We start from the raw sequence: 25,216 nt of genomic DNA, 5'->3' as shown, positions 1-25,216 counted from the left end.
ATTACTATTTTTTGACGTACGTTTGCAATCCCGAATTAATCTATAACTTAAAGACAACCAATGATTTATAAGATATTTCCTGCTATTTTGTTTATGCTGCTTTCGTTCTCACCGAGCAAAGCAAGTTTTTCTGAGTCAAAGACTGTTAAGTCTGTTGTTTATGCCAAAACGGTAAAATCTAGCGTTGAAGCCAATATTGAAATGGCTTATAATAATTTACATTCCAATGAATTTCTTCTGCCTAAATTAGAAAGTTTTTCAGAAGCGTTAAAAGGATACTATTTGTTGAAAGAAAAAGGTTTAATCCAGAAAGACATTTTAACGTTAGTCGATTTTAGTTTGTCATCCAATTCTAAAAGACTTTGGGTAATTAACTTGGCAACTGGCGAAATCTTGTTCAATACTCTTGTTGCACATGGAAGAAATACTGGTGATGAATTTGCCTCTACTTTTTCAAATTCAGCGGAATCTTATAAAAGTAGTTTAGGTTTTTATGCAACAGGTGAAATCTATAGTGGTAAACATGGAATGTCACTAAAATTAGATGGCTTAGAAAAAGGTGTTAATGACAATGCAAGAGCAAGAGGTGTAGTTATGCATGCAGCAGAATATGTTTCTAATTCATTTATAAAAAACAATCATAGATTAGGAAGAAGTCAAGGCTGTCCAGCTGTACCAGTAGAATTATCTAAAGAAATTATCAGTACAATAAAAAACAAATCATGTTTATTTATTTATCACCCTTCAAGAGCTTTTAAATTGGCTTCAGAGTTAGTTTCTTAATTTGTTATACAAATTGGCATCAAGATTATAAATATCATCTCTGAAAATCAATTTATTGTTTTCACTCCAAGCTGTCCAATACAATAAATGAAAGGAAACATCTTCCTTTATTTTGACAAATTTTGTTCTTTCGTTTTGTAATATGGTTGTGATTTTTTCCAGATCCCAATTGACTGGGTCGTTCAGTAAATATTCTGTTAATTCTAGTGGATTGTCAACTCTGACGCAACCGGAACTCAACGAACGATCTATTTTGTCAAAATAATCCCTGTGATTTGTATCATGTAAATAAACAGAGAAGCGATTTGGAAAAATAATTTTTACCATGCCGAGCGAGTTAAAAGTTCCCGGACTTTGAATATAGCGATACGTTTCGGCTTGGGATAATTGCCACTCATAAGGATCTACTATTCTCCCATTACTATCATATACTTTAATGTTTGAATTTGTTAAATAGCTTCGGCTTTTTAAAATAGCCGGAATAACATCTTCTCTTAGAATAGTTGGCGGAACTGTCCACGTGGGATTAAAAACGACCTGAGTTAATTTTGAACTTAGGATTGGTGTTTTTCTTTTTGCTCTTCCCACGATTACTCTGTGTGTTCTCAATGTATCCTTGTCTTTAACTAATGTCAATTTATAGTCTGGGATATTTATGATTACGTATTCTTTTCCCATCTCTTTTGGATACCATTTCCAGCGTTCGAGATTGGCAATGATTTGATGGATCCGTTGTTGTTTTGAAAAATTGAGTGAAGCAATTGTTGCTTCTCTAATAATTTCGTCAGTAGCTAAACCATGACGAGTTTGAAACCTTTTTACCGCCATTACCGTTTCTTCGTCATAAACTGGTGTCAAACTATCTTTAAGTTGTAAATCTTTCCAATAAATCAATCTTTTTTTGATATCAATTAGGGAAGGATTAGTGTCATTTGGAGTAATGTTTCCTGCAATTTTTAAATTTTTAAAGTTTTCTTTGGGGAAAGTACTAATTAGTTTAAGTGCTTTTTTTAATTTTTTGTAAACAAGATGATTGGGTTTTAATTGTTCTATTTTATAGATTAACGAATCGCTGTTCAACAATTGGACAACCGTTTCATTTAGATCAATGTGGTTTTCTTTTAAGTCCCAGTTTTTATATAATTTTCTTGGGTCTAATGTTCCTTTAGTTAAATGTGAAATGTATTTTTGTAAACTAGAGGTCAGTAAAATGTCATATTTAGCTAGATCTACAGAGTCTAGAGTTACTAAATTTTTTTCGAAATTACTTAATGCTTTGACTTTGTAGTCTTCTGGATTTAATCCTTCTTCTTCCGATTTGAGGAGTTCCTCTAAAATTATTTTTCTCTTCTTGTCAGATTGCCAAACGGTTCTATATCCAGTCGATTTATAGAAATCAGTGAGTATTTTGTTCTCAAAGGAAATTAGTAAAGCAGAGTCAATTTTAATTGATTTCCCTTCAGGTTGAACACGGGGTTTTGAAGCCTCTTTTTCTAAGACCACTTCGCTTTTTAGTGCTTCTTTTTTACAACTAATCACGATGCATAATAACAGTATTGGAAATAATTTATTCACTATTCATTGTTTTAAACATGATAACGTGTTCTCCAACTCCATTTATTTCAAAAGGCAACCCTTTTACTTGATATCCCATTTTTTCATAGAAATGAATTGCTTCTTTTCTGGCATTTAACCAAATTAAATTTACGTTTTGGTCTGAACAATGTTTCTCGGAATTGCGAATGAGTTTTTCGCCAAAACCTTTTTTCTGATATTCTTTCAAAACCGCCATTCCCCGAATTTGAAACTGTTTTTCTGCAGTAAATAAATTATTTTTTGCTTCGAATAGTGAAATAACACCAATCAGATTATTTTGGTCAAGCAAACCAAAATGAATAGTAGTTTCTAAATTGTCGCCATCGAAATGACAATTATCTGTGGATTTGTCGGCTCGAAGGACAGGATGTCTTACTAGAAATGTCTCCAATGCAGAGATTTGTTTGATGTTTTGCATTTTTTTTCAAAGATTTTTTTCGGCTTAATAAAGGTATAATATTTTCATAATAAATTCTTTATGATTTACAGATGCTTTATTAAAAAAGAATGTGAGGAGAAGTTTATGATTTTTCAGAAAAAAAACTTGCATTGAAGCAGAATTATTATTTATATTTGCACCGTTGTTAATGCGAAAGTAGCTCAGTTGGTAGAGCTCCAGCCTTCCAAGCTGGTTGTCGCGAGTTCGAGCCTCGTCTTTCGCTCTAAAACCTCAAATTTTGGTTTGAGGTTTTTTATTTAAATTTTGTCATGCGAAAGTAGCTCAGTTGGTAGAGCTCCAGCCTTCCAAGCTGGTTGTCGCGAGTTCGAGCCTCGTCTTTCGCTCTTCAAAGCCGAAACTTAATTGTTTCGGCTTTTTTATTTAGTATCAATTCGTTTCCGACTTATTTTATAAAACTCAAATCGTTTCCGCTTTCTAATTCTTCAGGAGCTTGGTTTTGTCTAAAAAGTCTCGCCGATAAATTGCCTCTTAAAGTTGTTTTTTCGCCTTGAACATCTAACCAGCTTCCTTCTCGTAATCCTAAAACAGGAATAGTATTAAAAGCATGAAATTCTTTGATTCGTGTTTCTCGCGTTTCACCCATGTGTGTTGATTGTTCATCAGCATCTAAATAATGCGGATTCAAATTAAAAGGAATTAATCCCAATGTTTGAAAACTCGGCGGATAAATAATAGGCATGTCATTAGTGGTTTGCATCGTCAGTCCACAAATATTACTTCCGGCACTTGTTCCTAAATAAGGAGTCCCTTTTTTAACGGTATCAGCAAGAACGACCATGATTTTGTTTTTATACAATTGCGAAACCAATAAAAAAGTATTACCGCCACCAGTAAAAATTCCTTCTGCATTTTGGATTGCTTCAGCTGCATCTTCAAATTCATGAATTCCTTTTACGGTTTTATTTATTTTGGAAAAAGCCAAAGCAACTTTAGAGGTATATTCTTCATGTGAAATGCCACCTGAACGAGCATAGGGGATGAAAAGTATCGTTTTACAATTTAGAAAATGTAAACTTAATTTAGGTAATAAATAGTCTAGATAGTCCCCGCCATGAAGGGTAGATGTACTGGCGATAAGTATGTTTTTCATTGCGTTTTTTCTTGTAAAAAATAGTTTGTGTTAAAGGTATAAAATTGTCTATTTTAATGTTGTGTTTTACGTTTTTTAATTAACATATTTTTACCAAGTCATTAGTAATTAATTTTGAAGAGAGTAAGATACTTTTACAATATATCAATAATCGAAATTTGATTATCATCTGATGAGTAGAGTTGTTTGCCTGTTTTTTATTTTAGTTGCTTCTAAAGCCTTTGCGCAAGAACCTGTTCCGGTTAAACTAAACGGAAAAATAATTGCAGATATATCAGATCTGGAAGGTATTTATGTTATAAATTTAAAAACTGAAAAAGCTGCAATTACTGAAAAATCGGGCTATTTTTCGATACCTGCTGTTGTAGGAGACACACTTCTGTTTTCGGCAGTTCAGTTTAGAGGAATCCGAATTGTCTTGACCCAAAAACATTTTGAAAATGATTTTCTCTTTGTGAAAATGGAACCAATAATGAATCAATTAAGAGAAGTTATAGTTAGAAGAGGATATGATAATATCAATGCAGTTTCGCTTGGTATAATCCCAAAAGGTCAAAAATCCTATACAGAGGCGGAACGTAAATTATATACGGCAACAGATCTTAACGCATCAGCAAGTTTATCTGGAATGGCTGGTGGTTCAGTTTCGGCAGATCCGTTACTCAATTTTATTTCCGGAAGAACAGGTATGCTGAAAAAACAATTGGAAGTGGAGAAAAAAGAGTCTTATTTAAAACAATTGGAGCGACTATTTGATGTGGATCATTTTGTAAATAAATTAAAAATCCCTTCTGAATATGTAAAAGGATTCGAATATTTTGCTGTTGAAAACACTAAATTCACCAAAATTTTGGATTCAAAGAATGTAACGACGATTGAATTTTTATTAGGCGAATTAGCCACAAAATATAACGAAATAATAGCCAGTGAAAATAAATAAGATACTACTGCTGATTTTATTTTTTATAGTTACGATCACCTTTGGTCAAACTAGTATTCAAAAAGAAATTCGAGGAAAAATCACTGCTGATACAACTGCTGTTGAAGGAATAAACATTGTTAATTTATCTACTGAAAAAGCTACTGCAACAGATAAGAATGGCTCTTTTTTGCTATTTGTAAAAGAAGGCGATATTTTGGTTTTTTCTGCTGTAAATCTTGTAACTTTACATAAGAGAATAGCTAAACAGGATTTAATGCAGGATATTCTTAAGATTCAAATGACTCCAAAAAGTATTGAACTTAAGGAAGTTGTTGTCAATGAAAATCCACAAATAACGGCTGAGAATTTAGGAATTATCCCTTATGGTCAAAAAAAATATACACCAGCAGAGCGGAAATTATATACTGCAACTTCCGGTGGTGGAATCGATGGATTGCTAAATACGATTTCGGGTCGTAAAGCAATGTTGAAAAAAGAAATAGCAGTAGAGAATAAAGAACAGTCATTGAATAGACTTGCACCGCTTTTTGAAGATAAATATTATACTGAAGCCTTGAAAATTGCTGCTGATTATATCAAAGATTTTCAATATTATTGTGTTGATGATACTAGTTTTACTGCGGCATTGAAATCTAGAAATAAAACATTGATTATGTTTTTAATTGTTGGATTGTCTGAAAACTATAATAAAATCATTACAAATGAAAAATAAAATCGTAATACTGGTTTTGTGTTTGTGTTGTCAATTTTGTTTTAGTCAATTGACAAGAAAAACTTTGTATGGTCAAGTGTTAAATGACTCAATCAAGTTAGAAAATGGGATTGTTTTTAATGTGAATTCTAAGACAGGAACTGTTATAAACCAAAAAGGGTTTTTTAGTATTTTGGCAAAAGCCAAAGACACATTGGTTTTTTCTGGCTTAGCCTTTAAATCTAAGAAAATAGTTATTACTGAAAAAGAAATGTCCACTCCATTATTAAGAGTGAAATTGGATGCATTTGTCAACCTGTTACCGGAACTGTTGGTTTCCGGAAAGAAAAACCTAAACCCAATTTCAGAGAATACACAAAAGTATGTCGATAAGCAATATTTTGACGATGAGAAGTCTTCTCCAAAAAACAGAACAATGCCATCTGACGGAAGTATTGAATACGGCATGAATTTTGTTAGAATTTACAAAGATGTATTAAAAGTTTTAAGAAAGAACAATCCTGAAAGAACTGATTTCACAACCGACAAAAGTTTTACGCAGCTAACAATGAATAAAGTTGGTTATTTCTTTTTCACCAACACATTGAAGTTAAATGATGATGAAATAGGTCTTTTTCTTATTTTTTGTGAAAATGATTCTAAATCAAAGTCGTTTATGAAGTCAGACAATGAGTTTCAACTGATGGATTTTCTGGTTACTAAAAACAAAGAATTTAAAAGAATTACTACTTTTGAAAAATGAAATCGCCATGATTCCAAAATATGAATAAGATTAAGAAAGGCGATACTATATTCCGATAAAAAAACAAATAGAATCTTCGTATGAAAAAAACAATCTTATATACTTTCATTGGAATTTTATTCCTGAGTTTAACTGCTTTTAATGTTCATAAATTTTATATGGCAGTATATCAGGTAAATTATGCTTCAGAAAAGAAAATGCTCCAAATTACATCTCGGATTTTTGTTGATGATTTGAATAAAGCGCTAGAAAAAAAATACAATAAAAAACTGTATTTAGGATCTGAAAAAGAATCACCTGAAGAAATGCTTTTGCTAAAGAAGTATTTTTTGGAGAAATTTTCTCTAAAAGTTAATGGGCAAACAAAGACTGTTAATTTTTTGAGCAAAGAGCTGGATGGCGATATTCTTGTTTGTTATTGTAATGTAAAGGAAATCAACAAGATTTATTCGATTGAAATTTTTAATTCGGTTTTGATAGATTGGAATACTGAACAGCAAAATATCACTCATGTAACCGTGTTAGGAGATAAAGAAAGTATCCTTTTTACCGATTCTAAAAAAAGTGAAATGTTAAAATATTAATAGAATGAGGGGAATTTGTTAAAAAATTATTAATTTCACGCTCTAAAATAATTTGCATTCCACAGATGAAAAAAATCACTTTATTATTTATTTTTCCAGTAATTCTATTTGCTCAAGAAAAAACCACTACGGTAACCCCAAAACAATCAGGAAAGTACGATACCAACAAGTTTAGCCAGATGTACGATTTATTGGCAACGCCCAATATGTTTCGTACAGCGTCTGGAGCTCCAGGGCCAGCTTATTATCAACAGCAGGCGGATTATAAAATAGACGTAGAGCTAGATGATAAAAATGCGAAGTTGAGTGGATCGGAAACAGTAACTTATTATAACAATTCCCCAGACAGTTTGGAATATTTATGGGTACAGCTAGATCAAAATCAAGCAGCAAAAAACTCGCAATCTCCTTTAGCTGAAAGTGAAAAAATTGAACAAGTATTAGCTGCTGAAAAATTTACAAATGAATATTTGAAGCAAGGATTGGATCGTGGATTCAAGATTGAATATGTAAAAGATGCGAAAGGAAATCCTTTGTCTTATACTATAAATCAAACCATGATGCGCATTAATCTGGTTACTCCTCTTAAGCCAGGTGAAAAATTTATATTTTCAACTAAATGGTGGTACAATATCAATAACTACATTCAAGATGGTGGCCGTTCTGGTTATGAACCATTTGAAAAAGAAGGTAATAAATTGTATGTTATTGCTCAATTTTATCCAAGAATGGCAGTTTACAATGATGTAGAAGGTTGGCAGAATATGCAATTTTGGGGAGGTGGAGAATTTGCTTTGCCCTTTGGAAATTTTGATGTAAATGTTACTGTTCCTGCGGACCATGTTATGGATGCAACTGGAGAATTGATGAATAGAAGTGAAGTGTTTACGCCTGCACAAGTTAAAAGATATGAATTGGCTCAAAAATCATTTGATAAACCAGTAGTTATTGTAACTCAAGCTGAGGCTGAAATTGCTGAAAAAGGCTTTTCTGATAAGAAAAAAACATGGAAATTTAGCGCTAAAAATGTGAGAGATTTTGGTATAGCCACTTCAAGAAAGTTTATTTATGATGCTATGGCTGTACAATTGAGTACTAAAGTAGTAATGGCAGAATCGGTATATCCTAAAGAAGCGAATCCGCTTTGGGGAGAAACTTCTACAAGAACGGTTGCGCATACTTTAAAAAGTTATTCTTCTCATACTTTTGACTATCCTTATCCAAAAGCGGTATCTGTTTCAGCAGAAGATCAAGGAATGGAATATCCTATGATTTGTTGGAATTATGGTCGTCCAGACGAAAATGGAGTGACTAGCGAGCGTACTAAAAATGGAATGATAGGAGTAGTAATTCACGAAGTTGGTCATAATTTTTTCCCTATGATTGTCAATTCTGATGAGCGTCAATGGACTTGGATGGATGAAGGATTGAACTCGTTTATGCAATATATGGCAGAACAGGAATTAGGAACTAATTTCCCTTCTAATCGTGGAATTCCCAGTAAAATTGTTCCTTATATGAGTGGAGACCAAAAATTCTTGGAGCCTATTATGTCTAACTCAGAGAATATAATTCAATTTGGTAATAATGCTTATGGGAAACCGGCAGCTGGACTTAACATTTTGAGAGAAACCATTATGGGAAGAGAATTATTCGATCATGCTTTCAAAGTATATGCAAATAGATGGAAATTCAAACATCCTACGCCAGAAGACTTTTTTAGAACAATGGAAGATGCTTCGGCAGTAGATTTAGATTGGTTCTTCAGAGGTTGGTTTTATTCGACAGATTTTGTTGATATTGGTATCAGTGAAGTAAAACAATATTATGTTTCTGAAACTGCGACAGCAGATTTGAAAGACACCAAAGTGAGAAAAGGACGTTTTGGTTTAGATAAAGGTCCGTTTGTATATTTAATATCAGATAAAAACGGAGAATTAAAAGTATCAGATAAGAAAGCTTTGAAAATGGAGGAAGTAAAATTGCTTTCAGAATATGTAGATCAAAAACTTACAGCAGAAGAACGTGCCACTTTAAAAACACCTAAATATTTCTACGAAGTTGAATTTAATAAACCGGGAGGAATGTTGATGCCTATTCTAGTTGAAATTACTTTTGAGGACGGCACGGTTGAAAATTACAAATATCCAGCTCAAATCTGGAGGAAAAATAATGATATAGCCAAAAAAGTGTATGCCACTGAAAAAGCAATTAAAAAAATTCAGATTGATCCAAAACTTGAAACCGCTGATGTAGATGTAACCAATAATAGTTGGCCAAAAGTAGAAGTGAAATCAAAATTTGATTAATCAATTAAAATAGAATCAAAAAGACTCCAAAATGGAGTCTTTTTTTATGAAAAAATTAAAATACTGCGATTCAAAATTTGATATATTTGTATCCAAGAAAAATCTAAAATTATGTTTGGTATAGGAGGAGGCGAATTAATTTTTATAATGTTTATTGTACTCATGCTTTTTGGCTCAGATAAAGTGCCTGAAATAGCGCGTACTATGGGAAAAGCGATGGCGCAAATAAAAAATGCAACCAACGATATAAAAAGTGAAATTCAAAAAGGGGCAGATGCTAATGGTTTTGATACAAAATCATTGAGCGATATAAGGGGCAGTATTACATCAGAGATCAATAAAGCCAAAGATAATCTATTAGGAGATACAAGCTCGTTGACCGATATGACCAGTAATATAACGTCAGAAATCAATAAAGTCAAAGACAATCTTTTGAGCGAAACAACAACACAAATAGAAAAAACAAAAGAAGGAATTGACGACATTACAGGACCGATAAAACGCCAAATGTAATGTTGGAAAAAATTCTTTCTCTTGATACCGAGTTATTTGTTTTTCTTAACGGTCTGGGTTCTGAAACCTATGATGGATTATGGTTATTTATTACCAAACAAAGCAATTGGATTCCATTATTTTTACTCTTAGCATACTTGCTTTATAAAAAAATGGGTGCAAAGCAAACGCTGTACATGCTTTTGTTTATAGCTGTTTTGGTGACAATTACGGATCAGACAGCCAATTTGTTCAAAAATGAATTTCAAAGATTGCGACCGTGTAATAATCCAGAAATAAGTTCATTTATACGCGTTGTGCAATTTCGTAATTCCTTTAGCTTTTTCTCTGGACATGCGGCAAATTCTATGGCAGTAGCTACTTTTTTATTTTTCAATTTTAAACACAAAATCAAATACTTCGGCTTTCTGTTTTTATGGCCGTTAATATTTGCCTACAGCCGCATCTATCTAGGATTGCATTACCCATCGGACATTCTTACAGGCTATTTGGTTGGATTTGTTTTTGGCTTCTCCATGTTTAAAATATACAAAGCAGCACAATTAAAATATTTTCTTCGAACAGATAATTAGTAGCTTTTGGAGCTGTTTCCTGCTTTTCACTTCAATCTTTCTAATCCTGAACTTGTTTCAGGATTCTGAAACAAGTTCAGGACTAGAAAGGATTTTCGTTGTAATCAGGGCTAGGGCATTAGTTTTCTAAAAGACTACCTTTTTTAATTGACACAATTTGAATTGAGAATTCTGCGCTAAGTTATAGAACCCGGCTCACTGTCAATCCATCTCGAATAGGTAATAGAACCGTTTCTACTCGGGGATCATTTGCTAGCAATTTATTGTATTCCAGTAATACTTTTGTACTCAAATCTTTAGGGTTCAGTGGTTCAAGAACTTTACCGCTCCACAACACATTATCCGATAAGATAATGCCGCCTTTATTCATTTTTGGAACAATCAATTCAAAATAGTTGAGGTAATTTTCTTTATCGGCATCAATGAAAACCAAATCAAATTTCATATCAAGCGTTGGAATGATGTCAGTTGCTTCTCCCAAGTACTGAAAAATTTGCTTTCTCCAAGGCGATTTATCAAAATGTTTGCGCTGAAAATCAACTAATTCTTCCTTGATGTCAATTGTATGTAGCGCACCGTTTTCTTGCATTCCTTCACATAAGCACAAGGCAGAATAACCGGTATAAGTACCAATTTCAAGAATATTCACTGGCCGAATCATTTTCGATAGTATACTCAAAACACGCCCTTGAAAATGGCCACTCAACATTCTTGGCAATAAGATTTTTTGGTACGTTTCTTTGTTTAAAGCAGCTAATAAAGCTGGCTCTTTTTCAGAATGTTGCTCGATATAATCTTCTAATTCTTGGGAAATGAAATGCATTTTTGGATTTTTTTTCAATTGGAAGCAAAGTTATCAAATTATCAAATCAACAAATCAACAAATTGTCATTAAATTTGCACCATGCAAATGGAGAAAAAAGACATACGAGCCTTATCAAAAGAACAATTACGTGATTTTTTTGTGGCTAATAACGATAAAGCGTTTCGTGGGAATCAAGTCTATGAATGGTTGTGGAGCAAAGGAGCACACAGTTTTGAGGATATGACCAATGTTTCTAAGGGAACTCGGACTATGCTTGAAGCTAACTTTGTTATCAATCATATCAAAGTTGATACGATGCAGCGCAGCGAAGACGGAACCGTGAAAAATGCGGTTCGGTTACATGACGGTCTGGTGGTAGAATCCGTTTTGATACCTACAAATACGCGAACAACAGCTTGTGTTTCCAGCCAAGTGGGTTGTAGTTTGGATTGTAATTTTTGCGCTACAGCGCGATTAAAAAGAATGCGTAATCTGGAACCAGCCGAAATTTATGATCAAGTAATTGCTATCGATAAAGAAAGTCGGTTGTACTACAATCATCCGTTGTCCAATATTGTTTTTATGGGAATGGGAGAACCCCTCATGAATTATAATAACGTTTTGAAAGCCATTGAAATGATTACTTCTCCGGAAGGTTTGGGAATGTCTCCTAAACGTATTATGGTTTCAACATCTGGTGTGCCTAAAATGATTAAAAAACTAGCGGATGATGAAGTAAAATTCAAGTTGGCTGTTTCCTTACATTCTGCAATTGATGAAATTCGTTCTAGAATCATGCCTTTCAGTGAAAATTTCCCGTTGGCAGATTTACGGGAAGCATTAGAATATTGGTACAGAAAAACCAAAAGTAAAATATCCTACGAATATGTGGTTTGGAAAGACATAAATGATAATAAAGCTTCGATTGATGCCTTAGTGAAATTCTGTAAATATGTTCCTTGTAAAGTTAATTTGATTGAATACAACCCAATCGATGATGGAGAATTCCAGCAAGCCTCAGAAGAATCAATTAATGCGTACATAAAAGCACTTGAAGCTAGCGGTATTGTTGTGAAAGTACGCCGTAGCCGTGGTAAAGATATAGATGCTGCCTGTGGTCAACTGGCAAATAAAGAAGCATAAAAAAAGGAGTTCAATTTTGAACTCCTTTTGTTTTATATAATTGAAAAAGGCTTTTAATTACCTAAAGTAATTTGAGTTGCTGTACCACCATCAATAGATAGCATGGCTAAATTATCACAATCACCTGCTCCGTAATCAATTGTTGCGTAATGCGAGTTTTTTGAAAGTTTTACTATTCCAGAAACAGGAAATGGCATAGGAACTGGTATTAAACTACAGGCTGTTTTATGAACTAATGGAGTCGCTGCCTCAATTAAAGAAGTGAAAATAGTTCCATTTGGGTGAGTTGTTGTAAATGTCCCATAAGTTGAATATACATCATCGGTTGGACTTAAACGGGTTAAAAATCCAGCAGTCATTTCTCTTATACGATCTCCATTACGCGTGTAAATTCCAGTTGATGTAGTTAATTTCATACCGGTCATAGTAAATGTAGTCTTTGGATGTAAGGTAGTTCCACTACCCAGCATTTCTCTTTTCCAAGTCGATGTTCCTTCTAATTTGTTTTCATTTACATAAAAATTATTATAAGTAACAGTCATGATTTTAGGAAAAGTGGTTCCAATAGTTCGGGTTAAAATAATTTGCCCCTTTAGGGAATGGCCTCTAAAAACACATGGAGAACCTGTAGTTCCAAAAGTAATAGTTATAACTCTAACAGAAACGGTTGACCCTAAATCGCTAATTGTAGCGCAGCTTGGGAGAATTGAATAATAATTCCCCACACTCTTTCCAGTTGTTGAACCTTCACTTACTTCATATTGATTATCAGCAATAAGTGAAACGTCATCTATTGCATTATCCATCTTCTGGGTTGCGGCGACATCGTTGCTGGTAACGGTTGCTTCTGTAGCGGAATTAGAGTCTTGTGAACAGCTTGTGAATACAAGAGTACTCAAAATCATTCCGAAAAATAAAATTTTCTTTTTCATAATAGATAGGTTTTTGGTTAAAGCTTTGATTTATAAAAGCATAAAAGGTTTAATTGGGGCATAATTAAGTTATAAAAATACAAAAAAATCATTTAGATAATTGTCCTTTCATAAGTTTAGTTATATGAAAGCGCTATTTATAGTTTTGCAAATGTATAATATGTAGTTAATGTATAAATTTTAATTGGCATCATGATTAAGTTTTCTTACGAAACGGAATGAGAATTCAAATTGATTTTAAATAGAAATTGAGTAAAAAACACATATAACTACAGGAAATAGACAGAGGTTTTTATTTAAAATAGTATATTTGAAATCTAAATGAATGTCACCTCAAAAATAAAACAGCCCATTTTCGATGAAATGGAACTTTTTGAAAAAAAGTTCTACGAATCGATGACCTCAAAAGTGGCTTTGTTAAATAGAATCACCTATTATATTGTAAACAGAAAGGGAAAGCAAATGCGTCCCATGTTTGTTTTTCTGACTGCCAAAATGGTTTCGGCAGGAATTGTAAATGAACGAACCTATCGAGGAGCTTGTGTTATTGAGCTAATTCATACCGCTACATTAGTTCACGACGATGTAGTGGATGATAGCAATCGTCGAAGAGGTTTTTTCTCCATCAACGCACTTTGGAAAAATAAAATTGCAGTTCTGGTTGGAGATTATTTGTTGTCCAAAGGATTATTGCTTTCTATTGATAATGGCGATTTTGATTTACTTCGAATTATTTCTGTCGCTGTTCGCGAAATGAGTGAGGGCGAGTTACTCCAAATAGAAAAAGCCCGAAGACTTGACATCACAGAAGATGTTTATTACGAAATCATTCGAAAAAAGACAGCGACACTTATTGCTGCTTGTTGCGCTCTTGGCGCAAGATCCGTTATTGAGGATGAAGTTCAAGTCGAGAACATGCGAAAATTTGGTGAACTCATTGGAATGGCTTTCCAAATAAAAGATGATTTGTTTGATTATACGGATGAAGCCATTGGAAAACCAACGGGGATTGACATCAAAGAACAAAAAATGACTTTGCCTCTTATTCATGTTTTGAATACTTGTACTTCAAAAGAAAAAAGTTGGCTGATTAATTCCATTAAAAACCATAATAAAGATAAAAAACGCGTCAAAGAAGTTATTGCTTTTGTGAAAAACAATAATGGATTGTTTTATGCGGAACAAAAAATGGTAGAATTCCAGCAAGAAGCACTTTTACTTTTAGATAATTATCCAGATTCTGAGTTTAAAGATGCGTTGATTTTGATGGTAAACTATGTTATTGAAAGAAAAAAATAATTTTTTTCAAAATAATTTCCTTCGTAAACCATTGATTTTGTTCCCTTTTTTTATTTTCGAACAGTGAATCGAAAAAAATATAAAATAACATGCAACCCTTTTGCATTGTTAATCGTCTATGCTAATAGAAACACTTTATAAAGATTTTGAAAGTAATCAACTTACATCAGGAGGAAAATGAATTAATCCAGTTAGCTGTCGAAAGTAATCGGCAGGCGCAACAGAAGATTTATACCCAGTTTTCTCCAAAAATGTTAAGTGTTTGCCGTCAATACATAAAAGACATTCATCAAGCCGAAGATATCATGATTACTGCTTTTATGAAGGTCTTTATCAATCTAAAAAATTTTCAGCACAAAGGAAGTTTCGAAGGTTGGATTAGAAGAATTATGGTGAACGAATGTATTTCTTTTATTAGAGTCCAAAAAAAGGTGAAATATATTGAGGATGAAGACTATTTTGAAGAAAGCTTCAATAACATTGAAAGCCAATTTTCAATTGATGCTATCCAGTTTTTGATAGACAGTTTGCCGGATGGTTATAAAATGGTTTTCAATTTGTATGCTATTGAAGGGTACAAACATCAAGAGATTGCCAGTATGTTAGGGATTAATGAAGGAACATCTAAATCGCAATTGTCACATGCCAGAAAAATGTTGCAAGAGCAGATTAACAAGTTAAAAAATTACGATAATGGAACGGAATAAATTAGAAGCAAACTTCAAAGAGCAGTTAAATTCTCGGGAGATCAAACCATCAGAAATGGCTTGGAACAAACTGGATGAAATGCTTACTGTTGCAGAAAAACCGAAAGCTAAGTTTCCTTGGATGTATATTGCTGCAAGTATTCTGGGTTTTTTGTTGATAGGAACAGTTTATTTTAGCCAAAATAAAAACGAAATTGGAAAACAGAAAAATGAAGTTGTGATTCAGAATACGGTTAATACTAAAACCAATGTAACTCCTACTGTTGTTGTCAATCCAAAAATAGAAGAAGGAAAAAGGGTAGTTACTAATGTTGTCCAAAAATCAACTTCAAAAATCAATAAAACTCCTAAGAATGATAAATCAATAACCATTAAGAACAGTTTAAATCAAAATCAAGTAGCAGAAGTTTCAATCAGTAATCAAAAAACAGAACAAAAATCAATCAAACCTCAAGCCAACAATGTTGTAGTTGACGAACTGTTAGCAGCTGTTGAAAATCCTTCGAAAAAGGAAAAACAATTGAATCAAAAACCGGTTGTGCATGTAAATGCAAGTAATTTACTCTCGCAAGTAGATGGAGAATTAGAGTTATCCTTTCGAGAAAAAGTAATCAATAGGGTTGGTAAGAATTACCAAACAGTAAAAGTTGCTTTGTCCAATCGCAACTTAGAATAAAATCATCAATCATCATTAAAATCAAATCATCATGAGAAATTTTACCATTTACTTAGCGCTACTTTTATGTCTTTATGCCAGCAAAATGCTCGGACAGGAAACATTTGAAAAACGAGCAAAAGATATTGCTTCAAAAATCGAAAATATAACAAAAGAAGAAAAGGCTGCTTTGAAAATAGAAGTAGAAGCGGTTAATGAACAATTGGAAAACGGAACTATTACTTTTGCAGAAGCGGAGAATAAAAAGAAAGTATTAGCAGAGGCCAGAGCAATAAATATTGAATCGAAAGTAGCTCAGGAACAAGAAAACTTAAAAAATCTAGTTCAGGAAAAAGTGGACGGGAAAATTAAGGAGCGAGATTCGACTAGGAAATTTATCGTTTCTTTTCGTGGAATAAATAGTAAACACAATTGCAAGGATACTATTCAAGGAGAAAAAAGAACAACTTCTCAATTCGTTTTTGCTGTGGGTTTAAATAATTTGGTTACAGAAGAGAAAGTTCAGGATTCGGACTATAGATTTCTGGGTTCTCATTTCTATGAATTAGGGGTTTCTTATAATACCAGAATCGCTAAAAATAATAATCTGCTTCATGCAAAATATGGCTTGTCAGTGATGTACAATAATTTGCGTCCTACAGACAATCGTACTTTTGTAATAAACGGTAACGAGACTAATCTTGTGTTGAATCCTGTTGATATAAAAGATTCGCGTTTTAGAAATGTATATTTAGTGGCGCCAGTTCATTTAGAGTTTGATTTTTCAGGTAAAAAAATGAAAGAGGACAAGCCATTTTTCAAAACACATCAAAGTTTTCGTCTTGGAGTAGGGGGTTATGCAGGAATCAACTTAAAGTCAAAACAAATTATCAAATACGATGATAATGATTTAAAAGCTACGGAAAAAACCAAAGGAGATTTTAATACCAGTAATTTTATCTATGGTTTGAGTACTTATATCGGATATAAAGAAATAAGTTTATACCTGAAATATGATTTGAATCCTTTGTTTAAAGAAAATGCAGTGAAACAAAATAACGTTTCTTTAGGACTGCGTTTCGATTTAAATTAAAATTTGGTTAGTTAGTTTTATTCTTTGAGAGGCACTTTGAAAGAAGTGCTTTTTTTGTTTTAGATATTGAATTTTAAAGTTTGATTTGCGTATTTTTACACACTTTTAAACTATTAAATATTTTACCCAATTTGATTTCAAAAGCCACTATAGATACTGTTTTCGAAACTGCTCGTGTAGAGGAGGTAATTGGTGATTTTGTACACTTGAAGCGTGCAGGAAGTAACTTCAAGGGCTTAAGCCCATTTTCTGAAGAGCGCTCTCCATCGTTCATGGTTTCCCCTGCTAAAGGTATTTGGAAAGATTTCAGCTCCGGAAAAGGAGGGAATTCTGTGGCTTTTTTGATGGAACATGAAAAATTTACGTATCCGGAAGCCATTCGCTATTTAGCCAAAAAATACAATATCGAAATTGAAGAAACGGAACAAACAGATGAGGAGAAAGCCAATACTGATGTTCGGGAAAGTATGTATTTGGTTTCGGAATTTGCGAAAACCTATTTTCATAATACGCTTTTAAACTCTGAAGAAGGCAAAGCTATTGGGTATTCTTATTTTAAAGAAAGAGGTTTTACCAATGAAACCATAAAGAAATTTGGTTTAGGTTATTCTCCCGAAACCTGGGATGCTTTCACAAAAGAAGCATTAGGAAAAGGATACAAATTAGAATTCCTGGAAAGTACAGGTTTAACAATTGCTAGAGAAGACAGACCATTTGACCGTTTCAAAAGTCGTGTGATGTTTCCAATCCAAAGTATGTCAGGAAGAGTTTTGGGTTTTGGAGGAAGGATTTTAACCAATGATAAAAAAGCGGCAAAATATCTGAATTCCCCAGAAAGTGACATTTACCATAAAAGTAAAGTCCTTTATGGCATTTTTCAGGCCAAACAAGCTATCGCTAAACTGAACAACTGTTATTTAGTTGAAGGATATACGGATGTGATTCAGTTCAATCAATCCGGAATTGAGAACGTGGTTGCTTCTTCTGGAACAGCTCTGACACCAGACCAAATCCGTTTAGTCAATAGATTGACCAAGAATATTACCGTTCTTTTTGATGGAGATGCTGCGGGGCTTCGTGCTTCTATTAGAGGAATTGATTTGATTCTGGAGGAAGGAATGAATGTGAAAGTGTGTACTTTTCCTGATGGTGAAGATCCAGATAGTTTTGCCAAAAAAACATCTTATGACGATTTAGTTTTATATCTCGAAAATAATGCAAAAGATTTCATTCAGTTTAAAGCATCGCTTTTGATGAATGAAGCAAAGAATGATCCTATAAAAAAAGCCGATTTAATTCGGGATATGGTATTAAGTATTTCTAAAATTCCAGATAGAATTCAGAGAGAAATTTACATCCAGGAATGTTCCAGAATCATGGATATTTCAGAGCAAGTTCTGGTTAGTACTTTGGCGCAATTAGTTCAAAAAGATGTTTCTGAAGTTGGAAAAAAACAAAAACAAGAGCAAAAAGCTTTTGAGGTTGTGAAAAATGAAAATCCGGTTGAAGCCGAAAAAGTAGATGTTCTCTATCGTTTGGAAAGGAAAATTATCGAGATTCTTTTGTTGTATGGAAATAAAACAGAAGAGTTTGAGGATACTTTTTTGAAAACAAATGAGGATGGTGAAATCGAGAATGTTTTAGAAAAAAAGGAATATAAAGTATACCAGAGAATTTATTTGAGTTTACAGGAAGATGAGGTTGAATTAGCCAATCCATTGTTTCGCGATATATTCAATGATTTGATAAACTTCTATCATCAAAATGAAAGTTTTAGTTTGGAGCAGTATTTGATGCGTTTGCAAGTGGATTTTGCACAAGAGGTAACTGATATTTTGATGGAAGATGAAAGAGTTATTTTACACAATTGGGAAGGACAGAATATTTTTCCAAAGTCCAAAAATGATACAATAGTTCAGAATGTTTCCGAGACTATTTTAACGTTGCGATGGTATTTAGTTGGAAGAATTATCGAAGAATTAAAAAGCTCTGTATTATCGGAAGTGAATTCAGATAATACAGAGCCAATATCAATGATTATGGATTATAATATGCTAATCCATTCGTTTTCAAAAAAATTAGGAAGAGTAATGTCTAGGTATTACTAAACAATTTCTAATGTTTTTGCTTTGTTTACTAAATCTACTAAATTAGTAACATTCAGTTTTGTTAGTAATCTTAATTTGTAAGTACTAATTGTTTTTTCGTTGAGTTTTAGAATTTCGGCTATTTCATGATTCTTTTTTCCATCACTTAAATAGCGTAATACTTCTACCTCACGGTTAGAAAGCTTTCGATACAATCGTTCGCTCTTACTTTGTTTTGCAATTAATGCTAGGTTTTTCTTAACGGTTTCGTTAATAATTATCTTTCCTTGATGTACTTTGATAATTGAAATTCCTAAAGTTTCAAGTTTTTCTTTTTTGTGAATAAATCCTGAAACTCCAGCTTTTATAGCATTAGGTGCATAAATTTGTTCAGAAAGACCACTGAATATAATAATTTTTGTTTTTGGAAAGTTTTTCAAAACTGATTTTACTTCAAAAATACTTGAAAGCCCCTCTAATTCCAAATCCAATATTAATACATCAATCTCTTTGGTAAGCAGTATATCCCGAACCATCAAAAAATTACCTACATTGGCAACTATTGATATTTCTGCATGGTCTTTAAAGTAAGATTTTACTCCAAAATGCACTACGGGATAATTGTCGGCTAAACATACTTTAATCATGGTATTTAATTTTATTTAAGTGTTGTTTATCTTTTGGATAGTAAATTTAATAAAAAAATTCTGTAATTAATTGAAAATCAATATAAAATATGATTTTTTTTAGAGTTTTTATATCAAACAAACAGGTATTGCATTCATTTTGTGTTTGTTGGCAGTATTTAATCGTTTGTAAATTTCAAAAACCACCTTTTCTCTGCCAGTAAAATTATTTGCTAATTTTCCTGCTTCATCCTCATTCATTGCCCATTCTAGCTCATCATAACTGGCTCCCAACTGATCTTCATCAGTTCTTTCATCACCAAATAATCCGTCAGATGGAGATGCTTTTAAAATAGAATCCGGAACTTCTAAATAAGCTCCCAAACTATAAACTTCAGATTTTAATAAATCAGCAATAGGACTCAAATCTACTCCGCCATCACCATATTTAGTGTAAAATCCAACACCAAAATCTTCTACTTTATTTCCTGTACCGGCAACTAATAATCCATAAATCCCAGCGAAATAATACAAGGTGGTCATTCGTAAACGTGCACGAGTATTTGCTTGAGATAAATGAAGTTTATGTGTGTCAATAGTATCAGGAACTATGTTTTTGAAACTTTCAAAAACATAAGTTAAATCAGCTTCAACACTTGTTACATTTGGAAATCTATTTTTTAATTGTTCGATGTGTTCGCGTCCACGAGTTACATGGCTGTGCGGTTGGTGTATTGGCATTTCAACACATAAAACTTGTAATCCGGTTTGGGCGCATAATGTTGAGGTGACTGCTGAATCTACTCCTCCTGAAATTCCTATCACAAATCCGTTAACTTTTGCATTTTCTGCATAAGTTTTTAACCAATTTACTATTTGAGTATTCACTTTTTCAACTTGGATTGTACTTTTTTTAGTCATAATAGTTTACGTTTAAAAAGCAGGAATGTATATTTGCAAACTAAATTAGTTGCGCATTCGTTTCCTTAAATTCTTAGGACACAAATTTAATTAATAAATATGAAAAAAAATCTATTTTTTGTAGTCTTTTGTCTCTTTTTTTTATCCTGTGAGAAAAAAAATAAGATAGAAAATACCGTTTCAGCAATTCCTTTAGAAGTAAAAGTAGAGCGCTTTGACAAAATATTTTTTGAAACTTCCCCGAAAGATTTACAAAAAGTAAAAAAAGAATTCCCTTTCTTTTTTCCTGAAGGGAATGATAATAGTGTTTGGTTAAATAAAATGCAGGATCCAATCTGGAGGGAATTATATACTGAAGTTGAGAAAAAGTATGCTAATTTTGAACCTGTAAAAGTTGAACTTGAGTCACTTTTTAAACATATTAAATATTATTTTCCCCAAACTAAAGTGCCAAAAGTTATCACAGTAATCTCTGAAATGGATTATAAGAACAAGGTTATTTATACGGATAGTCTGGTCATTATTTCACTCGAATTATATTTGGGAAAAAATCATAAATTTTATCAATTTCCAAATTATATTAAGCAAAATTTTGAGCAAAGACAAATCATGCCGGATGTAGTTTCAAGTTTTTCATCCCGTAAAATTGCTTCTGTTACTGATAAAAATATGCTTAGCCAAATGATTTATTTTGGGAAGCAATTGTATTTAAAAGACTTACTTTTGCCAAATTATAGTGACGCAGAAAAAATGGGATATACTCCTGAACAAATAAAATGGTGTGAAGAAAATGAAAGTTATATGTGGCGTTATTTTATTGAAAAAGAAATGCTCTACAGTGATGATCAAAAGCTAATACCACGATTTATTAATCCTGCTCCATTTTCTAAATTTTATTTGGAAATTGATAATGAATCACCGGGACAAGTTGGTGCCTGGATAGGTTGGCAAATGGTACGGTCTTATATGAAAAATAATGAAGTACCTATAGCTGATTTGTTGAAAACCGATGCGAAAGAAATATTTGTGAAATCAAAATACAAACCCAAAAAGTAATGTCAAATCAAAATACCTCAGAAATTAAGTTTCTAATAGAATTGGACGATAACCGTGTTCCGGAAAAATTAATGTGGTCTGCACAGGACGGCGGAGTAGATCAAGAAGAAGCGAAAGCTATTATGTTGTCCATTTGGGATAGTAGAGTAAAAGAAACGATGCGTATCGATTTATGGACAAAAGATATGCCGGTTGATGAAATGAAAATTTTCTTTCATCAAACTTTGGTTGCTATGTCTGAAACGTTCAAACGTGCTACTGATGATGAGAAAATGGCGGACACCATGAAAGATTTCTGTGATTATTTTGCTGAAAAATTGGAGTTGACGAAATAAATTAGGCATTGTTTAAAACAAAAAATCCCAAAACTACTTTTGAGGTTTTGGGATTTTTTGTTTTTAAAATGTGACGGAGAGTATTTTCTAAAACTGACTGTTGTTTTTGAAAACTTCTTGATTTACTTCGTCAATATAACTTAATAATTCTTCTTTACCAGTAGATTCAGTTGCTGATGTAACAAAATAATGAGGCATTTCAGCCCAGTTATTAGCGAACATTTTCTTTTTGTACGCTGCAATATGAGAGTCGATTTTTACTTTACTGATTTTGTCAGCTTTGGTGAAAACAATACAAAAAGGAATTTCACTTTCGCCCATATAAGACATAAATTCGATATCTATGGTTTGGGCTTCATGACGAATATCAATCAAAACAAAAGCACAAACTAGTTGTTCTCTAGTTTCAAAATAATCAGTTATAAATTCCTGAAAAATAGATTTCGTTTTTTTAGAAACTTTAGCATAACCATAACCGGGTAAATCGACTAAGAACCAATTGCTGTTGATCAAAAAATGATTAATCAACTGCGTTTTTCCTGGTCTTCCTGATGTTTTAGCTAGCTTTTTATGGTTCGTTAGCATGTTTATCAAGGAGGATTTCCCAACATTTGATCGGCCTATAAAAGCATATTCCGGCAAAAAGTCTTTGGGACATTTGGCCACATCGGAATTGCTAATTATAAATTCGGCGGTATTAATTTTCATTTCTTTTAGGTATAAAATTCTTCTTTAAGATTAGTGTACTGCTAAATGGGTATGGGTTAGCCAATCCTCTAGCAAACGATTAAACTCATTAGGATGTTCCATCATGGCAGCATGACCACATTTGTCTATCCAATATAAAGTTGAATTAGGTAATAATTTATTAAACTCTTCGGCAACATCTGGCGGAGTAACTTTGTCATTTTTCCCCCAAATAATACACGTTTGAACATGCATTTTTGGTAAATCTTTTGCCATATTATGACGAATAGCACTTTTTGCAATTGTCAATGTTTTTATCAATTTTATTCTGTCATTTACGGATTCATAAACTTCATCAATAAGTTCTTTGGTAGCCACTTTTGGATCATAAAATACATCTTCGGCTTTTTTCTTGATGTATTCATAGTCTCCTCTTTTTGGATAGCTATCACCCATTGCGCTTTCGTAAAGTCCTGAGCTACCTGTTATTACAAGTCCAGATACTTTTTCAGGATACATTTTAGTGTGATACAAAGCAATGTGCCCACCTAATGAATTTCCTAAAAGTATTACTCTTTCTAATCCTTTGAATGTGATAAAATCTTTAACGTATTTTGCAAAACTTTTTACGTTTGTTTTTAAAATATTCTGTGTGTATATAGGTAAATCTGGAATGATTATTTTATATCCTTTATTAGAAAAGTAGCTTGCAACAGCATCAAAGTTGCTTAGTCCTCCCATAAGACCATGTAAGATGACAATTGGTGTTCCTTCGCCAGCTTCATAATAGCTGTATCTACCTTCTTTTTTATAGTGTTTTTCCATGTTTTTGAATCTGGATTTTCAATTTTGACAAATATAGGATTTAATAAATAAAAATGAATTTTTACAACAATTTTTAATTATTTAATTCTATCAGCAAATATGAAAATAGGGATCTTTTTTTGTGTATTTACCTGTAGTTTTATGATTATACTCTTTTTATTCCTATTGATTTTAAAGGATGCTTCGTACTCTTTTAATCTTGTCTTTTTTTATAACATTACCTTTCTTACAAATAAAAGAAAATGTAACCTAACCCTCTGATTGTCCAAAAATTAAGGGTTTTTGTCTAAAAGTGGTTAAACTTATCAACAAAGTGGTATATAGTGGTAAATTGTGGTAATATTTTTTATATTTTTGCTCAACATCATTAATAACTTTTTACTTGGATACAATTATTGGAACATATGAATGTAAAGTTGATGCCAAAGGAAGGTTGCTGTTACCAGCGCCTTTAAAAAAGCAGTTGGCTTCTTCTCTTCAAAACGGTTTTGTTTTGAAGCGTTCCGTATTTCAGCCTTGTTTGGAGTTGTATCCTATGAAAGAGTGGGATTTGATGATGCAAAAAATTAATAAACTGAACCGATTTGTAAAGAAAAACAATGACTTTATCCGCAGGTTTACCGCAGGAGTAAAAGTGGTTGAAATAGATGCTTTAGGTCGATTATTAGTACCAAAAGATTTAGTGATTTTTGCAAGTATTGCTAAGGAAGTTGTGTTTTCATCGGCAGTGAATATTGTTGAGATTTGGGATAAAGATTTATACGAAAAATCAATAAATGGTGAAGATGTTGATTTTGCAGATTTGGCAGAAGAAGTAATGGGAAATATAAATGACGACGACAATGGAATATCATAATCCGGTTTTGCTTCAGGCAACAGTAGATGGTTTAAATATTAAGCCCGACGGCATTTATATAGATGTAACTTTTGGTGGTGGAGGTCATTCAAAAGAAATTTTGAAAAGACTGGGGCCAAACGGAAAATTATTTGCTTTTGATCAGGACGAAGATGCTTTGGCTAATGCATTGCCAGATGAAAGATTTACGCTTATTAATGAGAATTTCCGTTTTATAAAAAGGTTTTTGCGTTTTTACGGAGTAAAAAGTGTTGATGGGATTTTAGCAGATTTAGGTGTGTCCTCACATCAATTTGATGTTCCGGAAAGAGGTTTCTCTACTCGTTTTGATGCTGGCTTAGATATGAGAATGAGTCAGAAAAATGATTTGAATGCGTATCGAGTCGTCAATGAGTATGATGAAGCGAATTTGAAAAGAGTGTTCTTGGATTATGGTGAATTGAAAAGTGCACCTGCTTTGGCAAGAACAATTATTGAAGCCAGAGAGGAGCAACCAATCAAAACAACAGATGAATTGAAAGCCGTTTTGGCGAAATATTTACCTGAAAGAGTTAGAAATAAAATATTGGCTCAAATCTATCAGGCTATCCGAATTGAAGTGAACCAAGAAATGGATGTTTTGAAAGAATTCTTGGAGCAATCCTTAGAAATATTAAATCCGGGCGGCAGATTAAGTGTGATTTCATACCATTCTTTAGAAGATAGATTAGTTAAAAGGTTTATGAAAAATGGAATGTTTGAAGGGGAGCCAGAACGCGACTTTTTCGGTAATTTTTCGGTTCCATTTAAAACAATTGGAAAATTAATTGTCCCGGATAACGCTGAAATAAAAGAAAATAATAGAGCAAGAAGTGCTAAATTAAGAATAGCTGAAAAGAGATAATT

The 25,216-nt window shown here is 32.8% G+C and carries 27 protein-coding genes and 2 tRNA genes; 20 read left to right on the top strand and 9 right to left on the bottom strand.

The genetic code is table 11. The features are described 5' to 3' along the window. The first annotated feature begins 60 nt into the window (after nt 1-60). Nucleotides 61-783, top strand: a complete 723-nt coding sequence (locus ACM55K_RS05735) for a murein L,D-transpeptidase catalytic domain family protein (protein ID WP_416849282.1) — start codon at nt 61-63, stop codon at nt 781-783. Here the strand turns inward: ACM55K_RS05735 and ACM55K_RS05730 are convergent. Further along, nucleotides 772-2,358 (bottom strand): L,D-transpeptidase family protein, encoded by a 1,587-nt coding sequence (locus ACM55K_RS05730; protein ID WP_416849281.1) that lies wholly within the window; start codon nt 2,356-2,358, stop codon nt 772-774. The two genes, ACM55K_RS05735 and ACM55K_RS05730, sit on opposite strands and share 12 nt — an antisense overlap. Beyond that, a complete protein-coding gene (locus ACM55K_RS05725; RefSeq protein ID WP_416849280.1) occupies nt 2,351-2,797 on the bottom strand; it encodes a GNAT family N-acetyltransferase in 447 nt (148 codons plus the stop codon). Before ACM55K_RS05725 ends, ACM55K_RS05730 begins: the two co-directional genes overlap by 8 nt. Nucleotides 2,798-2,968: 171 nt before the next feature. On the opposite strand from ACM55K_RS05725, the gene ACM55K_RS05720 reads away from it, so the two are divergent. Both ACM55K_RS05720 and ACM55K_RS05715 read left to right on the top strand, forming a co-directional pair. Further along, a tRNA-Gly gene (locus ACM55K_RS05720) sits at nt 2,969-3,041 on the top strand. A gap of 48 nt (nt 3,042-3,089) precedes the next feature. Further along, nucleotides 3,090-3,162 (top strand) — tRNA-Gly (locus ACM55K_RS05715). 59 nt (nt 3,163-3,221) lie between these two features. Here the strand turns inward: ACM55K_RS05715 and pepE are convergent. Continuing rightward, nucleotides 3,222-3,929 carry a dipeptidase PepE gene (gene pepE / locus ACM55K_RS05710; protein ID WP_416849279.1) on the bottom strand — a complete coding sequence of 236 codons (708 nt, stop codon included), beginning with the start codon at nt 3,927-3,929 and terminating at the stop codon, nt 3,222-3,224. A gap of 172 nt (nt 3,930-4,101) precedes the next feature. Here pepE and ACM55K_RS05705 point away from each other — a divergent pair, with 172 nt between their 5' ends. The 7 genes from ACM55K_RS05705 (at nt 4,102) to ACM55K_RS05675 (ending at nt 10,304) form a co-directional block, all read left to right on the top strand. Further along, nucleotides 4,102-4,869: a hypothetical protein gene (locus tag ACM55K_RS05705; RefSeq protein WP_416849278.1), complete on the top strand. Its 768-nt coding sequence runs from the start codon at nt 4,102-4,104 to the stop codon at nt 4,867-4,869. After that, on the top strand, nt 4,856-5,584 hold the full coding sequence (locus ACM55K_RS05700) for a carboxypeptidase-like regulatory domain-containing protein (RefSeq protein ID WP_416849277.1): 729 nt from the start codon (nt 4,856-4,858) through the stop codon (nt 5,582-5,584). Before ACM55K_RS05705 ends, ACM55K_RS05700 begins: the two co-directional genes overlap by 14 nt. After that, nucleotides 5,574-6,326, top strand: a complete 753-nt coding sequence (locus ACM55K_RS05695) for a peptidase associated/transthyretin-like domain-containing protein (RefSeq protein WP_416849276.1) — start codon at nt 5,574-5,576, stop codon at nt 6,324-6,326. The genes ACM55K_RS05700 and ACM55K_RS05695 overlap by 11 nt, the downstream gene beginning before the upstream one ends. An 80-nt stretch (nt 6,327-6,406) precedes the next feature. Further along, nucleotides 6,407-6,910, top strand: a complete 504-nt coding sequence (locus tag ACM55K_RS05690) for a DUF6702 family protein (protein WP_416849275.1) — start codon at nt 6,407-6,409, stop codon at nt 6,908-6,910. Nucleotides 6,911-6,975: 65 nt separating this feature from the next. Continuing rightward, nucleotides 6,976-9,219 (top strand): M1 family metallopeptidase, encoded by a 2,244-nt coding sequence (locus ACM55K_RS05685; protein WP_416849274.1) that lies wholly within the window; start codon nt 6,976-6,978, stop codon nt 9,217-9,219. Between the two features lie 111 nt (nt 9,220-9,330). Then, nucleotides 9,331-9,732 carry a Sec-independent protein translocase subunit TatA/TatB gene (locus tag ACM55K_RS05680; RefSeq protein ID WP_416849273.1) on the top strand — a complete coding sequence of 134 codons (402 nt, stop codon included), beginning with the start codon at nt 9,331-9,333 and terminating at the stop codon, nt 9,730-9,732. Beyond that, the gene (locus tag ACM55K_RS05675; protein WP_416849272.1) at nt 9,732-10,304 is read left to right on the top strand and encodes a phosphatase PAP2 family protein; all 573 of its coding nucleotides are present in this window, start codon (nt 9,732-9,734) and stop codon (nt 10,302-10,304) included. Before ACM55K_RS05680 ends, ACM55K_RS05675 begins: the two co-directional genes overlap by 1 nt. Nucleotides 10,305-10,485: 181 nt before the next feature. Here ACM55K_RS05675 and ACM55K_RS05670 read toward each other — a convergent pair whose 3' ends face one another. Continuing rightward, on the bottom strand, nt 10,486-11,127 hold the full coding sequence (locus ACM55K_RS05670; RefSeq protein WP_416849271.1) for an O-methyltransferase: 642 nt from the start codon (nt 11,125-11,127) through the stop codon (nt 10,486-10,488). 81 nt (nt 11,128-11,208) lie between these two features. Between ACM55K_RS05670 and rlmN the strand changes: the two genes are divergently transcribed. Beyond that, a complete protein-coding gene (rlmN, locus tag ACM55K_RS05665) occupies nt 11,209-12,252 on the top strand; it encodes a dual-specificity RNA methyltransferase RlmN (RefSeq protein ID WP_416849270.1) in 1,044 nt (347 codons plus the stop codon). 53 nt (nt 12,253-12,305) lie between these two features. Here the strand turns inward: rlmN and ACM55K_RS05660 are convergent, their stop codons facing one another. Beyond that, a complete protein-coding gene (locus ACM55K_RS05660) occupies nt 12,306-13,184 on the bottom strand; it encodes a hypothetical protein (protein WP_416849269.1) in 879 nt (292 codons plus the stop codon). 321 nt (nt 13,185-13,505) lie between these two features. Here ACM55K_RS05660 and ACM55K_RS05655 point away from each other — a divergent pair, with 321 nt between their 5' ends. From ACM55K_RS05655 to dnaG, 5 genes are all read left to right on the top strand, one after another. Continuing rightward, on the top strand, nt 13,506-14,483 hold the full coding sequence (locus tag ACM55K_RS05655; protein WP_416849268.1) for a polyprenyl synthetase family protein: 978 nt from the start codon (nt 13,506-13,508) through the stop codon (nt 14,481-14,483). 146 nt (nt 14,484-14,629) lie between these two features. Further along, entirely contained in the window at nt 14,630-15,190 is a 561-nt protein-coding gene (locus ACM55K_RS05650; RefSeq protein ID WP_416849267.1) for an RNA polymerase sigma factor, read from the top strand. Next, on the top strand, nt 15,177-15,866 hold the full coding sequence (locus ACM55K_RS05645) for a hypothetical protein (RefSeq protein WP_416849266.1): 690 nt from the start codon (nt 15,177-15,179) through the stop codon (nt 15,864-15,866). Before ACM55K_RS05650 ends, ACM55K_RS05645 begins: the two co-directional genes overlap by 14 nt. Nucleotides 15,867-15,897: 31 nt before the next feature. Then, nucleotides 15,898-16,938, top strand: a complete 1,041-nt coding sequence (locus tag ACM55K_RS05640; RefSeq protein WP_416849265.1) for a hypothetical protein — start codon at nt 15,898-15,900, stop codon at nt 16,936-16,938. A 131-nt stretch (nt 16,939-17,069) separates the two neighbouring features. After that, nucleotides 17,070-19,046, top strand: a complete 1,977-nt coding sequence (gene dnaG, locus ACM55K_RS05635) for a DNA primase (protein WP_416849264.1) — start codon at nt 17,070-17,072, stop codon at nt 19,044-19,046. Here dnaG and ACM55K_RS05630 read toward each other — a convergent pair. Both ACM55K_RS05630 and nadE read right to left on the bottom strand, forming a co-directional pair. Further along, a complete protein-coding gene (locus tag ACM55K_RS05630; protein ID WP_039108911.1) occupies nt 19,043-19,672 on the bottom strand; it encodes a response regulator transcription factor in 630 nt (209 codons plus the stop codon). The two genes, dnaG and ACM55K_RS05630, sit on opposite strands and share 4 nt — an antisense overlap. A gap of 108 nt (nt 19,673-19,780) precedes the next feature. Continuing rightward, nucleotides 19,781-20,572, bottom strand: coding sequence for an NAD(+) synthase (nadE, locus tag ACM55K_RS05625; RefSeq protein ID WP_416849263.1), 792 nt, complete (start codon nt 20,570-20,572; stop codon nt 19,781-19,783). A 99-nt stretch (nt 20,573-20,671) separates the two neighbouring features. On the opposite strand from nadE, the gene gldB reads away from it, so the two are divergent. Continuing rightward, on the top strand, nt 20,672-21,628 hold the full coding sequence (gene gldB / locus ACM55K_RS05620; RefSeq protein WP_416849262.1) for a gliding motility lipoprotein GldB: 957 nt from the start codon (nt 20,672-20,674) through the stop codon (nt 21,626-21,628). Continuing rightward, on the top strand, nt 21,628-21,963 hold the full coding sequence (gene gldC / locus ACM55K_RS05615; protein WP_416849261.1) for a gliding motility protein GldC: 336 nt from the start codon (nt 21,628-21,630) through the stop codon (nt 21,961-21,963). The genes gldB and gldC overlap by 1 nt, the downstream gene beginning before the upstream one ends. 87 nt (nt 21,964-22,050) lie before the next feature. Here gldC and yihA read toward each other — a convergent pair whose 3' ends face one another. Together yihA and ACM55K_RS05605 are read right to left on the bottom strand one after the other, a co-directional pair. Continuing rightward, nucleotides 22,051-22,671 (bottom strand): ribosome biogenesis GTP-binding protein YihA/YsxC, encoded by a 621-nt coding sequence (yihA, locus tag ACM55K_RS05610; protein ID WP_039108916.1) that lies wholly within the window; start codon nt 22,669-22,671, stop codon nt 22,051-22,053. Nucleotides 22,672-22,701: 30 nt separating this feature from the next. Continuing rightward, on the bottom strand, nt 22,702-23,475 hold the full coding sequence (locus ACM55K_RS05605; protein WP_416849260.1) for an alpha/beta fold hydrolase: 774 nt from the start codon (nt 23,473-23,475) through the stop codon (nt 22,702-22,704). Between the two features lie 382 nt (nt 23,476-23,857). Between ACM55K_RS05605 and mraZ the strand changes: the two genes are divergently transcribed. Together mraZ and rsmH are read left to right on the top strand one after the other, a co-directional pair. Beyond that, nucleotides 23,858-24,331 (top strand): division/cell wall cluster transcriptional repressor MraZ, encoded by a 474-nt coding sequence (gene mraZ / locus ACM55K_RS05600; RefSeq protein ID WP_416849259.1) that lies wholly within the window; start codon nt 23,858-23,860, stop codon nt 24,329-24,331. After that, nucleotides 24,306-25,214: a 16S rRNA (cytosine(1402)-N(4))-methyltransferase RsmH gene (gene rsmH, locus ACM55K_RS05595; RefSeq protein ID WP_416849258.1), complete on the top strand. Its 909-nt coding sequence runs from the start codon at nt 24,306-24,308 to the stop codon at nt 25,212-25,214. Before mraZ ends, rsmH begins: the two co-directional genes overlap by 26 nt. Nucleotides 25,215-25,216: the final 2 nt, after the last annotated feature.

Origin of the sequence: Flavobacterium arabinosi, from assembly GCF_048158725.1 — a bacterium.
Taxonomy (GTDB): Bacteria; Bacteroidota; Bacteroidia; order Flavobacteriales; family Flavobacteriaceae; genus Flavobacterium; species Flavobacterium arabinosi.
The sequence above is the reverse complement of the archived record's forward strand: the minus strand, read 5'-3'. Positions and strand labels throughout refer to the sequence as shown.